The following is a 12,907-nucleotide window of genomic DNA, read 5'->3' on the forward strand; positions in this document are numbered from 1 at the left end:
CCCAGCCGGTGCGAAACGGGCCACCTGGCACAAGGTGGCCCGCCGTGCACATCAGCGGATGATGTCGAACGAGTAGTCGGTCTTGGAGGCCACGTTGGTGTTGGCGTCCAGGGTTTCGAAGAACTCGTCGAGCAGGGTCACCAGCACGCGCAGGCCGCCGTCATAGCCCCAGGTGGGGTAGCGGTGGTAGTGGTGGCGGTCAAAGATCGGGAACACCATGCGGACCAGCGGGGTGCCGGTGTCGCGCTCCAGGTACTTGCCGTAGGTGTTGCCGATCAGAAAATCCACCGGCTCCGTGAACAGCAGCGAGCGCAGGTGCCACAGGTCGCGCTTGGGGTAGGCCTTGCAGCCGGCACCGTAGGGCGAGGCGTCGAACAAGGCCTGCACCCGCCGGGCCCATTCTTCGTTGCCGTTGGTGGCCACCACATGGGCCGGCTCGGCGCCCAGCTCCAACAGAAACTGGGTGTAGCCCAGCATCTGGTCAGGGTCGCCGTACAGGGCGTAGCGTTTGCCGTGCAAGTGGGCCTGGCTGTCGGCCATGGCATCGACCAACTGGCCGCGCTCCAGCTCCAGCTCGGCCGGCACCGGCTTGCCCGTGAGGCGCGAGATGGCCAGCAGGAAGGCATCGGTACCGGCCACGCCCACCGGGGCGTTCAGCACCACCACTTCCTGGCCGTGTTCCTTGATGAACTTGCTGGTCTTCTCGCTGCAGAACTCCTGGAACACGATGGTGGCCTTGGCGTGCAGGGCACGCTCCACCTCTTCCTTGGTGGTGCCGCCTTCGTACATCCGGAACTCACCATCGGTGGGGGTGTTCCAGTTGCCCGAGGGGTCGCACAGCACGTTCACCTGCACGCCGAACAGGCTGAAGATGCGGCGGATCTCTTTCATGTTGCCGACCACAAAGCCGTCAAAGCCACCGATGAAGTTGATGCTCTCATCGGGCACGCGGGTCAGTGGCGCGGTGGTGCCGGCCTTGCCGTCCCAGAAGTGCTTGAGGATGCCCAGCAAGGCATTGTCGTAGCCGGTGATGTGGCTGCCCACAAAGGCCGGTGTGTGGGCAAAAGGCACGTCGTAGGCCTCGGGGACGCTGCCCTTTTGTTTGCTGTTCTTGATGAAGGCGTCCAGGTCATCGCCGATCACTTCGGCCATGCAGGTGGTGGACACCGCAATCATCTCGGGCTTGTACAGGTTGTAGGCGTTGGCCAGGCCGTCGATCATGTTGTTCAGGCCCCCGAAGACGGCGGCGTCTTCGGTCATCGACGAGCTCACGCACGAGGTGGGCTCCTTGAAGTGGCGCGAGAAGTGCGATCGGTAGTAGGCCACGCAGCCCTGGCTGCCGTGCACAAAGCTCAAGGTCTTGTGAAAGCCGTTGGCCACGTACACGGCGCCCAGCGGCTGGCAGGCCTTGGCCGGGTTCACGGTCAGTGAGTCGCGGGCAAAGTTTTTTTGCTTGTAGTCTTCGGTCTTGGTCCACTCGATGACCTGTTTGACGGTGTCGTCGGAGTGGTTGAACTCGAAGTTCTCTTTCTTGGTTCGGAAGATTTCCTGGTACTCGGGCTCACGGAACAGCAATTCGTGGTCGAGGATCTTGTCGGCGGATTGGGGCATGACGGGCTCCGGTAAACGAGAGAGGGTTCAGGGGGCCCCGGGCGCGGGGCACCCGGGGCGCTGGCGAAAGCTGGCGGTGGCTGATGGGATCAGGCGGCCTTTTTCCAGGGCGCCTGGGTCAGGCCCCAGATCGGGCTGGAGATGGCCATGTCCATGTCGCGCGCAAAAATCGCGAAGCCGTCATAGCCGTGGTATGGGCCCGAGTAGTCCCAGCTGTGCATCTGCCGGAAGGGCACGCCCATTTTCTGGAACACGTACTTTTCCTTGATGCCCGAGCCAACCAGGTCGGGCTTGACCTGCTCGACGAACTTCTCGAACTCGTAGCCTGTCACGTCGTCATAGATCAGCGTGCCGTCTTTGACGTAGTGAGTGGTGCGCTGGTAGTCGTCGTTGTGGCCGAACTCGTAGCCCGTGCCCACCACTTCCATGCCCAGGTCTTCGTAGGCGCCGATCACGTGGCGCGGGCGCAGGCCGCCCACGAACAGCATGACCTTCTTGCCTTCCAGGCGGGGCTTGTACTTGGCGATCACCGCGTCCATCAACGGGCGGTAGCGGGCGATCAGTTTTTCGGCATTGGCCTTGATGGTGTCGTCGAAGTGGCTGGCGATCTCGCGCAGGCTCTTCTCGATCATCGAAGGGCCGAAGAAGTTGTACTCCACCCATGGGATACCGTACTTTTCTTCCATGTGCCGGCTGATGTAGTTCATCGAACGGTAGCAGTGCAGCACGTTGAGCTTGGCCTTGGGGGTGTTCTCCAGCTCGGCGATGGTGCCGTCGCCCGACCATTGCGCGATCACGCGAAGGCCCATCTCTTCGAGCAGGATGCGGCTGGCCCAGGCGTCGCCACCGATGTTGTAGTCGCCGATGATGGCCACGTCGTAAGGGGTGGAGACGAAATCGGGGCGCTTGTTGGGGTCGACCTTGTCGAACACCCAGTCCCGGATCGCGTCGTTGGCCAGGTGGTGGCCCAGCGACTGGCTCACGCCGCGAAAGCCTTCGCAACGCACGGGCACGATGGTGTGACCTTCGTACTGCTTGGCCTTCTTCTTGGAGACGGCTTCGATGTCGTCGCCGATCAGGCCGATCGGGCACTCGGACTGGATCGAGATGCCTTTGTTGAGCGGGAACAGTTCCTGGATCTCGTCAATGATCTTGTCGAGCTTCTTGTCACCGCCGAAGACGATGTCTTTTTCCTGGAAGTCCGAGGTGAACTGCATCGTCACAAAGGTGTCGATGCCGGTGGTGCCGATGTAGTAGTTGCGGCGAGCAGCCCACGAGTACTGGCCGCAGCCCACCGGGCCGTGGCTGATGTGGACCATGTCCTTGATGGGGCCCCACACCACGCCCTTGGAGCCCGCGTAGGCACAACCCCGGATCGTCATGACGCCGGGCAAGGATTTGATGTTGGACTTGACCCCGCAATCGGGCTTGCCGTCCTCGAAGGTGCCCAGGTGCTTGGCGCGCCGCTTGGCCATCTTTTCAGGGTAGGCCTTCAGCACTTCATCGATCAGGGCCTTGTTCGCGGCCTTGCGTTCTTCAACGGTGGCGGTCATGGAGAGCTCCGGTTAGATAGTTGTCAGTGAGAGTCGGGCGCGGGGGCAGGCCCTCGTGTGGTGGGGCCCTGCGCCCCGCGCCCGGGGGCCCTTCAGGCGGCCACGGCCGACTTGCCGACTTGCGACTCGTCGATCTGCTTCATGATCCCGTGCTCCATCAGCAGGTCTTCCAGCTGGTCCATGGTGATGGGGGTGGGGATGGTGCCGTTGCCGGCGTTGTTGTGCACCTTGGTGGCCAGCTGGCGGTACTCTTCGGCCTGCTTGGAGTCCGGGGCGTACTCGATCACGGTCATGCGGCGCAGCTCGGCGTGCTGCACGATGTTGTCGCGCGGCACGAAGTGGATCAGGCGCGAGCCCAGCATCTTGGCCAGCGATTCGGCCAGCTCCAGTTCCTTGTCCGTCTGGCGCTCGTTGCACACCAGGCCACCCAGGCGCACGCCGCCCGAATTGGCGTACTTCAAGATGCCCTTGGAGATGTTGTTGGCCGCGTACATGGCCATCATCTCGCCCGACATGACGATGTAGATCTCTTGCGCCTTGTTTTCGCGGATGGGCATGGCGAAGCCGCCGCACACCACGTCGCCCAGCACGTCGTAAGAGACGTAGTCGACACCGTCGTAGGCGCCGTTTTCTTCAAGGAAGTTGATCGAGGTGATCACGCCGCGGCCGGCGCAGCCCACTCCGGGCTCCGGGCCGCCGGATTCGACGCAACGGATGTCCTTGTAGCCGATCTTCATCACGTCCTCAAGCTCCAGGTCCTCCACCGAGCCGGCTTCGGCGGCCAACGACAGGATGGTGTCCTGGGCCTTGGCGTGCAGGATCAGGCGGGTCGAGTCGGCCTTGGGGTCGCAGCCGACGATGAGGATCTTCTGACCGAGTTCGGTCAGCGCGGCCAGCGTATTCTGGGAGGTGGTGGATTTGCCGATGCCGCCTTTGCCGTAGAAGGCGATTTGCCGAAGTTTAGCCATTGCAGTACTCCATTCAGGAAGGGTTGAGAACCAAGGTAGCGAACTCGCGACCATGTCAGCCTGGCGTGCCTGTTGGTCTTCTTCTATCGGGTCACGTTGGGCCGGACTTGTGTCCGCGCACTGGTTCTTTGCACCTTCTGTGCCATGCCGAAATCACCGTGTTTCGGCCCGATCAGCGCGCTGTTTGCGACAAAACGACGCCAACATGTCGGCTTGCGACAGCCTTGGCGGGCGCTTTGTCCGGCCGGCTGCAGCGCTTTGTTCCGTTTGCGACAATCCGGTCCCGGCCAGCCCCGCCCCGCGGATGCGGGCGCCCCGCAGGGGCTGTTTTGTCGCGTTTGGTGGCCGCCTGCGTGCGCGCCTGGCCTGGTACGGTCATTGCAGAAAGAGGGGCATGAGCACGCAGCCCCAACCCACGGCCCCCACCGACCTGATGACGGCATCGGTGCCCGTGGCCGCGCCCGTGTCACCCCAGGTGTCGCACTATGAGCAACTGGGTGGCCTGACCCGGGTACAGGCCCTGGTCGAGGCCTTCTATGCGCAGATGGACCAGCGCCCTGAGGCGCAGGCGATTCGCGCCATGCACCCTGCTGACCTGGGCCCGGTGAAGGCCGTGCTGGTGAGCTATCTGTGTGAATGGCTGGGTGGCCCGCGTGACTACAGCGCGCAGCGCGGCCACCCCCGCCTGCGCATGCGCCACCAGCCCTTTGCCATTGGCGACGCCGAGCGCGATGCCTGGCTGCATTGCATGCAGGCCGCCCTGTTCGCCATCGAGGTACCCCCAGGCCTGCGCCACGCGCTGATGCAGGCCTTTTCAAAGACCGCCGACCACCTGCGCAACCGCGCGGCCGGCCCCCCTGTTTCCTCCACCCTTCCAAGGACTGACCATGACTGAAACCCTGGTGCGCAAACCCATTGAAGACACGGCCCTGGGCCCGCTCGATGCCGATGGCCGACTGCTGAACCCCGTGCTCAAGGCGCCCACGGCCAAGCCCGGTCGGGTCGGCTTCCGGGGCGAGCTGGCGCTGCGCTTTGCCGCCAAGCTGGCCGACGAGGCCCGCCCCCCCGAACTGACCTGCGACCAGGTGATGGCCATCGCCCAGGTGGGGGAGGCCCACCTGCCTTTCTTCGCCGGCTACCTGTTGAGCTTCGAGCACCTGAAAGACGTGGCCGAGGTGCTGGGCGACAGCCTGAGCGCCGGCGGCAAGTACTTTTTGTTCTGCAACAACATCGACCTGTCGAAAAAGTACCAGGTGCCCTACCGCGGCGCGCTGTTCTATGTGCTGCCCATCGACGAGTCGACCGTCTACAACGAACTGCTCGACCTGCTGTACCTGGAGAAGAGCGAGCTCAAGAAGAAAGACACGGCCGGCAAGCTCGATGCCGTGGCCGATGCGGCGCTCAAGTACGACGTGACCTTTGACACCATCACCTACGCCGAAGGCCTGAGCCTGATGGGGCCGGTGCGCAACCCCAACGAAAACCGCCCGGTCTGAGCGACGGCGCCATGCGCGGCCCCCGCCTCTTCCGCCGGCTCACGCTGGCCGAGCTGGAGCGCTGGTGCGCCAGCCGGCCCCACGCCCTGGTGCTGGATGCACGCGACCCGGGCAGCCATCAGCGCGATGGCTGGGCCGGCTCGGTGCGCCTGGGCCCGCACAACCAGGACGCGCTGCTGCTGCAGACCGATCGCAAGCGCCCCATCCTGATCTACTGCCATCACGGCCACGCCAGCCAGACCTGGGCCCAGATGTTTGCCGACTTCGGCTATGTGGACGTGTGTGACCTGGTGGGCGGCCACGCGGCCTGGGCGCAAGCCCACCCCCGGCCCCCGGAGGAGCCCGCATGAGCCACATCGTCTTCTACGAAAAGCCCGGCTGCGGTGGCAACGCCCGGCAGAAGGCCGCACTGCGCGCTGCGGGCCATACCCTGGAGGTGCGCGACCTGCTGCGCACCGCCTGGACCCCCGACACCTTGCTGCCCTTTCTGCACGGCCAGCCCGTGCCCGACTGGTTCAACCGCGCGGCGCCCCGCATCCGCCAGGGCCTGCTCGACCCCGACACCCTGAACGGCGACGAGGCCCTGGCCTGCCTGCTGGCAGAACCCTTGCTGATACGCCGCCCATTGATGCAGTGCGGCACCCAGCACCACCTGGGCTTTGTGACCGAGGCCGTGCACGCCTGGGTGGGCCTGGGCCCCAGTCTCGCCACGCTGTCTGGCCCCACCGGGCTGGAGGGCTGTGCCCATGCCCATGCGCCTTCTCACACCGATTCGCCCCCACCACCGGGCCTCGAGCCTGGCCGCTGCGCCAGCTCACCGCCGCTCGCCGCCTGATGCCCCCACCACGCAAGGACCCCTGCCATGCCTCTTTATGACTACCACTGCCCGGCCTGCGGCCACCGCTTTGAAGCCCTGGTGCGTGCCGGCAGCGCCCCCACCTGCCCCCAATGTGGCAGCAGCAGCCTGGAGCGCCAGATCAGCGCCCCGGTGCCACCAGGCCAGAGCAAGGCCATCATCGCCTCGGCACGCCGCCAGGCCGCTCGCGAAGGTCATCTGAGCAACTTCTCGAAGGCCGAGCGCGGCAAGCTGGGCTGAGGTAAGTGTTTGAGACATTGAACGCTCCCTGATTCCGAGGCAGGCCATGCCTGCCGTCGCCCGACGTTGGGTTCCGCCTTCCTTCAAGCCCCGTTCAACAGCGATGGTTCAAGCATCACTCAGCAAAACTTGGTAACGGATAGAGGCCCGGTCAGCTGCAAGAATGGCGCTTGCCAAATCAGGCCTGATACGGCTTCCTCTACTCCACAGAAACGGGCGGCCCAGCCAGACCAGCTCTTCAGAGCCAGGTAGGGATGAGGTCATGACCCGGTTGACCACCTGGCTGGGCCTGCTCCCGGTTCCTCTCACCGAAAGTGCGCCGCCGGTGCTGGTGAAGAGGGATGGTGTGCCGTACTCAGAGAGATTGAGCCGTCAAGGGGTACATCAGGCCATGAAACCAAAAGTACGCAGAAGGAGGCAGCATGCGAACAACAACGGATCCCCACACGAGCGACCCCGAATTTGCTGACGACTACGTGGTGCACCAACCCAGCCAATATTCGGTCACGAGAGGCGTTACCTCAACGGGCGAGGTCCTGTACCTCCTGACCTTCATCGACTCGATGCTTGTGCCTGTGATCTCAGGAGAGCGCCACAGTGCGAGAGAACAGAAGCTGATCCGAACGACTGTTCAGATGTCGAAGAGTTTTTTTGAACACATGGTGAAGACTGTGGAATCCCTGGAACCCAGGGCAGCCACAGCCGTGCCAGCGGGTACCGCGAAGGGCCAGCCCCATGCCGGCAACGGTTGAGGTGACCTTCGACCCCAGCTTTCAGCGGTTTTTGCAGATGGCTACGTCCCATTCGCAGATCAAGCCCACTGAAAAAATTCAGTTTGACTCTGCGTTTGGTGTGGGCCCCGAAGGATCCGTTCATCTGGTCTATTCGTCGGCGACCAGCTTGCCCCCCCATGTCCGGCAACTTGAGCAGGGCTTTGACGAAACAGCGATAGATTTCACTGAAATCCGCATGCCACTGGGTGAAGTACAAAAGCAAGCTGGCCCCTATACTGGTGAGACCATGACATCCCATTCTCGCGAAGAGATTGCCCTTCAGTTCCAAAACGCTCGGCTGCAGGTCGATAAAGACTTGCTGGCTGCCAAGCAGGCGGAAGCCGAATTCCGTGCCGAGATCAAAGTCATGATCGCCCACCAGGGTGAAACCTTTCAGACACTGCGTTCAGACATCAACAAGGCAGTGGGTGAAGCAGGCCTGAATGTGGAGCGCCTGCGCACTGAGATGCACAAAGAGTCATCCGTCAATCTACGCTGGATTGTGTCGACAATGATCGCCATTGGCTTGGCAACAGCTGGCGCCGTCTCATGGGTTGTGAAATCCAGCATCGACGGTCGGTCTGCCACCACCACCGCAGCCTTGGTTTCAGAATCCGTTGGGCAGGGATCGGCCCAAACGGAAAAGGCCGCTCAAGCCCCCTCGCGTCCGACCCAGTAATTGCCCAGCCAACTGTGCCTGTGGTTCTCTTGCAGAGGCTGAGGAAGATTTGGGGCCCCAGGCATGGCCCGTCAAAACAAGCACAGGTTCGCGGGTCCCCCTCTGAGTCACCCTCCCACCGAGCGTTGCCCTCACAGCCCGATGCGAAACCACCGCGGCTGTTGTTGGCGGTAAAAGCGCAGCCACAGCAAGGTGGCGGGCACCAGCGACTCGACAGCGAACCACAGCGCCTCGTCCAATTCGGGGCCGGCGGGAGCGCGCAGGCGCGGGGCCAGGGCGGCCCAGCCGGCCCAATCCAACTCGGGCATGACGGCCTGCACCGCGGCATCCAGCTGAGTGGCTGACACGGCCAGCGTGAGCAGGTGCCTGAGCACTTCGGCCCGCGTCAGACGCGAACCCAGCAGTTCATCGCGGGCCAGGCCTTCACACAGCACCAGCACGCCATGGGCAGCCTGCTCGACCAGGCCCAGCAAGGCCCCGGTGGCCCAGGGCGAAGGGCCCGAGAGATCGATCTCGCGCCGGGTGGACGAAGGCTGCGAGGTGGGGCCCGGCTGGGCCGGGCCGGGGGTGCTCACCAGCCGCCTCAGACGAAGCTGAGCAGCTCGACGGTGGCAGGCTCCGTGCCCAGCACCACCTGGCAGGCCAGGCGCGACTTGGAGCTGACGCCCACCAGGGCGTCGAGCTTCTCGTTTTCGAGCTTCTGGATCTTGGACAGGCCCTTGCGCCCCTCCTGGATGAACACATGGCAGGCGCCACATTTGGCCTGCCCATCGCATTTGCTGGCGATCACCTCGCCAACGGCAAGCAGGGCCTGCAGCAGGGTGCTGCCGGCAGTGGCTTCGTAGGTTTTGCCCGAGGGCAGGACGGTCAGTGCGGTCATGGTGGTAGTCAGCTCAAGGCTGGTTCTGGTTGAGGAAATGGGTGACGGGGCAACCGGGGTCGAGGCGCTCAGGCGGTGGCGGTGTCCTGCAGGGCCACCACCAGGCCGGCGGCAAAGCTGGCCAGCGGCTGGGCGATGCGGGTGATGCCCTGCTCCTGCAGAAAGCGCGCCTCCATGCGCGTGGGTTCGTCGGGCAGCACGGCCCAGTGCTGGGCGCTGGAGCGCTTCATGATCTGGCGCGCGAAGCTGCGCGTGAGCTGGTCGTCGAAGCGGCAGCCCAGAAACAGAAAATGCCGCCCGCTGCGCCAGGCCTGCACAGCCGCCGGGATGGGGGTCTGGATGTCGATCTCGGTCAGCACCTCGACATAGTCGCTGTCAGACACCAGGTAGTTGCCAGCCGGCGCATGGGCCCCGATGGGCTTGTAGAGAATGGGCTGCGCGCCGCCCGGGGCCTGGGGCAGGAATTCGCCGTTGGCGGCATAGGCACCGGTCCAGTGGCCGAAATGCTCCGATTGCGACAGGCCCTGCAGCTGCAGCCAGCCGCCCTCAGGCCGCACCTGGGCCAGTGCGGTGGCCAGGGTGTCGTCGTACCAGGCGTCCACCAGCAGGCCCACATGGCTGCGGGCCAGGGCCAGGTGCAGGGCCGAGGGCTTGGTGGGCGCGGCAAAGGCCTGATTCATCAGGTGCACCACCGATTTGCGGTGCTTGAAGTTTTCGATGAACTGCGCCGCCTGGGTCAGCCGCTTGCGGATCTTGTGCGGCACGCTGACCTGCGAGGTCATCAGCTCGGCCAGGGCCAGCGGCGTGGCCGGCACCGGGGCCTCGGGGCACAGGGCCAGCATGCCCGGGCCGAGATAGGGCACGATCAGGCCCTTGTCAAACTGCTCGGCCAGGGTGGCCATCAAAGGTGTGTTCATGGGCGGCTTTCACAGGTAGATGGCGGCCCCGGCACCGACATTGGTGGCGGTGTCCTTGAGGGTCTTGACGATGTACTGGATGTGCTGCGGCCCCAGGCCGCCATGCAGCGGCAGGGCCAGGGCGCGGTCGCCGATGCGCTCGGTGTCGGGCAGCAAACCGCGCTTGCGGCCGATGGTGTCGCCGGCGTTCATATAGAAGAACTGCTGGTGCAAAGGGTGGCTGTAGGCGGCACTTTCGATGCCGCAGGCCCGCAGGTCGTCGATCATCTGGGTGCGGGCGCTGGCGGTGAAGCGCTTGCCCAGGTGCACCACATAGAGCATCCAGTGCACCTCGTCCACGTCCTCTCCCAGATAAGGGGGCTTGATGCCTTCAAAGCTTTGCATCTGCTCGTGGTACCAGGCCTCGACCTGCTTGCGTTGCTGCAGGCGCTCGTCCAGCGAGGCCAGTTGGGCCAGGCCCAGGGCGGCGCTCAGTTCGCTGAGGCCGGCCTGCAGGGGCACACGCGAGCCCACCGACACCGAATGCCGGTCGCTCAGGCGGCGCTGGCGCAGGTAGCGCAGCTCGTGGGCCAGTGACTCGTCGTCGGTCACCACCATGCCGCCCTCGCCCGTGCACAGGGCCAACGGGGACGAGAAGTCGAACACCGCCAGATCGCCAAAGCTGCCCACGGTCTGGCCGCCGTAACGCGAGCCCAGCGCCTCGGTGCTGTCTTCGATCAGTGCCAGGCCGTGGGCCTGGGCCAGGGCCCGCAGCGGCCCCCAGGCGGCCGGGTGGCCGTTCGTGTTGCCGGCCAGCAGGGCCCGGGTGCGCGGGCCGATGCGCAGGGCGGCCTTGTCGGCGCTCAGGCAGCCACTCCAGTAGTCGATGTCGGCGAACACCGGGGTGGCACCGCACAGCGTGATGGACTGGGCCACCTGGTGCCAGGTGTGGGCCGCGCACACCACCTCATCGCCGGGCCCGATGCCCAGGGCGCGCAGGGCCATCCAGGTGCCCAGGGTGCCGCTGGCCACGCCCACGGCATGGGCGCGGCCTACCCAGCCGGCAAAGGCCTGCTCAAAGGCCTCCAGCATGGGGCCGTCGCTCCAGCGGCCCGAATCGAGCACGGCCTGGATCAGTGCGCTCTCCTGCGGGCCAGCCTCGGGCTCGAACAGGGCGATGGTGTCGGTCTGCATGCTCAGCCCTCGGTCAGGATCAGCGCCGAGGCCTGGGCCGGCTCCTGCGTGACCTGCCAGCAATGGCCGTCGCTGGCGGCCAGGTAGACGCGGCGTGCGCCCAGGATCAGGGTGGGGGCTTCGTCGCGCATGTCGAAGGCGTCCACCACCAGGGCTCGGATCTCGGGGTGGTGGGCGCGCCACAGCGCGGCGGCATCACGCAGGCTGGAGGCGGCACCCACCAGCTGGCTGGCTTCGTGCAGGTGTTCGGGCATCAGACTCATGGGGGGCTCCTGGGGTGGCAGGGATCAGGACGGATTCGGCGGGTGATCGGCTGAAGATCACTCGGCGACCGCGATGCGACGGGCCTCGACCGTGATGGGCAACGGCGTGTCGGGCGCCATGGCCGGCAAGTCAAGCTGCCAGCCATTGCCCAGGGTGACCAGCCCCCCCCACATGCCGGGCTCGACCATCGAGACGATGGGCTCCTCCAGGTCCTTCTTGGGCACGTAGGCACTGAGCTGGCCTTTGCTGTCTTTTCGGATCATGACTTTCATGGGGAGCCTCTCGTTGGGTTCGGGGTTGGAAAAAAGGGGGCTCAGTCGTGAGCTTCAGTGACAGGCCTGGGCTTCGTGCAGCAGCGGCGCCAGCAGGGGCGGCAGGCCTTGCAGCACGGCGCTCACATCGTCGGCCGTGCTGTCACGGCCCAGCGACAGGCGCACCGCCGCCAGCGCGTGCTCGCGGGGCACGCCCATGGCCGACAACACATGCGAAGGCTGGCTGCCGCCTGAGGAGCAGGCCGCGCCCGATGAGGCCGCCACACCGAGACGCGCCAGGCGCTGCAGCACCGTGTCGGCCGCCAGTTGGCCCACACGCCAATAGCTGGTGCCCGGCAGCCGGGCCTGGCCCTGGCCCCACACCTGCAGCGCGGGCAAGGCCTGGGCCAGGCCCTGCTCCAGTGCATCGCGCAGGGCGGCCTGGCGCCGGGCTTCTGCGTTCACGGCGCCCGCGTCGCCCAATGAGCTCAGGGCCGTGGCCAGGCCGACGATGGCGGGCAGGTTCTCAGTCCCCCCGCGGCGACCGCGCTCCTGGCTGCCCGGCACGGGCGAATGAAAGGCCAGGCCCTGGCGCAGCAGCAGGCCACCCACGCCCTTGGGGCCATGGAACTTGTGGGCCGAGAAGCTGACCGCGTCGGCCGCGCAGTCGTCAAACCGGAAGGGCAGCTTGCCCAGCCACTGCGTGGCGTCGGTGTGCAGCAGCGCACCGGCCTGGCGCGTCAGCGCGACCACCTCGGCCAGCGGCATCAGCACGCCGGTCTCGTTGTTGGCGGCCATGAGCGACACCAGGGCGACCTCGGGGTTGATCAGCTCGGCAGCGGCCCGCAGGTCGAGCGCCCCGTCGGGCCGCACCGGCAGCCAGCCCACCGACACCCCCTGGGTCACCAGGCTGCGGGCCAGGGCCAAGTGGGCGCTGTGCTCCACCTGGCTGAACAGCACGCGCCGGCGCCCCAGCGGCGCCCCGGCCAGCAGGCCGCGCACGGCCAGTTGGTTGGACTCGGTCGCACCACTGGTGAACACCAACTCGGCCGGCTTGCAGCCCAGGGCCTGGGCCGACTGCTGGCGCGCCTGGGCCAGGCAGCGGCGGGCCTCCTGCCCTGGCGCGTGTTGCGACGAGGCATTGGCCCAGTGCTGCGCCATGGCCTGCGCCATGGCCTGCAGCACGGCGTGGCTGGGCGCGGTGGTGGCGTTGTGGTCGAGGTAGATCATGGGGGATTCAGACTGG

The 12,907-nt window shown here is 65.7% G+C and carries 17 protein-coding genes; 7 read left to right on the forward strand and 10 right to left on the reverse strand.

Going from position 1 to position 12,907, the window contains the following annotated elements:
- Positions 1–51: 51 nt before the first annotated feature.
- The 3 genes from nifK to nifH all read right to left on the reverse strand — a co-directional run bounded on the left by nifK (position 52) and on the right by nifH (position 4,132).
- Positions 52–1,611: a nitrogenase molybdenum-iron protein subunit beta gene (gene nifK / locus AC07VS_RS16600; RefSeq protein ID WP_492345865.1), complete on the reverse strand. Its 1,560-nt coding sequence runs from the start codon at positions 1,609–1,611 to the stop codon at positions 52–54.
- Between the two features lie 89 nt (positions 1,612–1,700).
- On the reverse strand, positions 1,701–3,164 hold the full coding sequence (nifD, locus tag AC07VS_RS16605; protein ID WP_019572772.1) for a nitrogenase molybdenum-iron protein alpha chain: 1,464 nt from the start codon (positions 3,162–3,164) through the stop codon (positions 1,701–1,703).
- 92 nt (positions 3,165–3,256) lie between these two features.
- Positions 3,257–4,132, reverse strand: a complete 876-nt coding sequence (nifH, locus tag AC07VS_RS16610; RefSeq protein ID WP_492345866.1) for a nitrogenase iron protein — start codon at positions 4,130–4,132, stop codon at positions 3,257–3,259.
- Positions 4,133–4,526: 394 nt separating this feature from the next.
- Between nifH and AC07VS_RS16615 the strand changes: the two genes are divergently transcribed.
- The 7 genes from AC07VS_RS16615 (at position 4,527) to AC07VS_RS16645 (ending at position 8,176) form a co-directional block, all read left to right on the forward strand.
- Positions 4,527–5,027, forward strand: coding sequence for a group II truncated hemoglobin (locus AC07VS_RS16615; RefSeq protein WP_494751505.1), 501 nt, complete (start codon positions 4,527–4,529; stop codon positions 5,025–5,027).
- Positions 5,020–5,628, forward strand: a complete 609-nt coding sequence (locus AC07VS_RS16620; RefSeq protein WP_494751506.1) for a hypothetical protein — start codon at positions 5,020–5,022, stop codon at positions 5,626–5,628. Before AC07VS_RS16615 ends, AC07VS_RS16620 begins: the two co-directional genes overlap by 8 nt.
- A gap of 11 nt (positions 5,629–5,639) precedes the next feature.
- Entirely contained in the window at positions 5,640–5,978 is a 339-nt protein-coding gene (locus AC07VS_RS16625; RefSeq protein WP_494658679.1) for a thiosulfate sulfurtransferase GlpE, read from the forward strand.
- Positions 5,975–6,463, forward strand: coding sequence for an ArsC/Spx/MgsR family protein (locus tag AC07VS_RS16630; RefSeq protein ID WP_494751507.1), 489 nt, complete (start codon positions 5,975–5,977; stop codon positions 6,461–6,463). The genes AC07VS_RS16625 and AC07VS_RS16630 overlap by 4 nt, the downstream gene beginning before the upstream one ends.
- 27 nt (positions 6,464–6,490) lie before the next feature.
- Positions 6,491–6,724, forward strand: coding sequence for an FmdB family zinc ribbon protein (locus tag AC07VS_RS16635; RefSeq protein ID WP_492345869.1), 234 nt, complete (start codon positions 6,491–6,493; stop codon positions 6,722–6,724).
- Between the two features lie 422 nt (positions 6,725–7,146).
- Positions 7,147–7,476: a hypothetical protein gene (locus AC07VS_RS16640; RefSeq protein WP_494658682.1), complete on the forward strand. Its 330-nt coding sequence runs from the start codon at positions 7,147–7,149 to the stop codon at positions 7,474–7,476.
- Entirely contained in the window at positions 7,460–8,176 is a 717-nt protein-coding gene (locus AC07VS_RS16645) for a hypothetical protein (RefSeq protein ID WP_494751508.1), read from the forward strand. The genes AC07VS_RS16640 and AC07VS_RS16645 overlap by 17 nt, the downstream gene beginning before the upstream one ends.
- 131 nt (positions 8,177–8,307) lie before the next feature.
- Here the strand turns inward: AC07VS_RS16645 and AC07VS_RS16650 are convergent, their stop codons facing one another.
- From AC07VS_RS16650 to AC07VS_RS16680, 7 genes are all read right to left on the reverse strand, one after another.
- Positions 8,308–8,751, reverse strand: coding sequence for a hypothetical protein (locus AC07VS_RS16650; RefSeq protein WP_492345871.1), 444 nt, complete (start codon positions 8,749–8,751; stop codon positions 8,308–8,310).
- A gap of 8 nt (positions 8,752–8,759) precedes the next feature.
- On the reverse strand, positions 8,760–9,056 hold the full coding sequence (locus tag AC07VS_RS16655; RefSeq protein WP_019572762.1) for a 2Fe-2S iron-sulfur cluster-binding protein: 297 nt from the start codon (positions 9,054–9,056) through the stop codon (positions 8,760–8,762).
- A 68-nt stretch (positions 9,057–9,124) separates the two neighbouring features.
- Positions 9,125–9,973, reverse strand: coding sequence for an SIR2 family NAD-dependent protein deacylase (locus tag AC07VS_RS16660; RefSeq protein ID WP_494658685.1), 849 nt, complete (start codon positions 9,971–9,973; stop codon positions 9,125–9,127).
- Positions 9,974–9,982: 9 nt separating this feature from the next.
- Entirely contained in the window at positions 9,983–11,146 is a 1,164-nt protein-coding gene (locus tag AC07VS_RS16665; protein ID WP_492345873.1) for a DegT/DnrJ/EryC1/StrS family aminotransferase, read from the reverse strand.
- A 2-nt stretch (positions 11,147–11,148) separates the two neighbouring features.
- The gene (locus tag AC07VS_RS16670; protein ID WP_492345874.1) at positions 11,149–11,409 is read right to left on the reverse strand and encodes a hypothetical protein; all 261 of its coding nucleotides are present in this window, start codon (positions 11,407–11,409) and stop codon (positions 11,149–11,151) included.
- Positions 11,410–11,466: 57 nt separating this feature from the next.
- Entirely contained in the window at positions 11,467–11,682 is a 216-nt protein-coding gene (gene nifT, locus AC07VS_RS16675; protein ID WP_492345875.1) for a putative nitrogen fixation protein NifT, read from the reverse strand.
- A 54-nt stretch (positions 11,683–11,736) separates the two neighbouring features.
- Positions 11,737–12,891, reverse strand: a complete 1,155-nt coding sequence (locus AC07VS_RS16680) for a cysteine desulfurase family protein (RefSeq protein WP_494751509.1) — start codon at positions 12,889–12,891, stop codon at positions 11,737–11,739.
- Positions 12,892–12,907: the final 16 nt, after the last annotated feature.

The sequence above is a fragment of the Curvibacter sp. GW821-FHT01G03 genome (assembly GCF_059422285.1).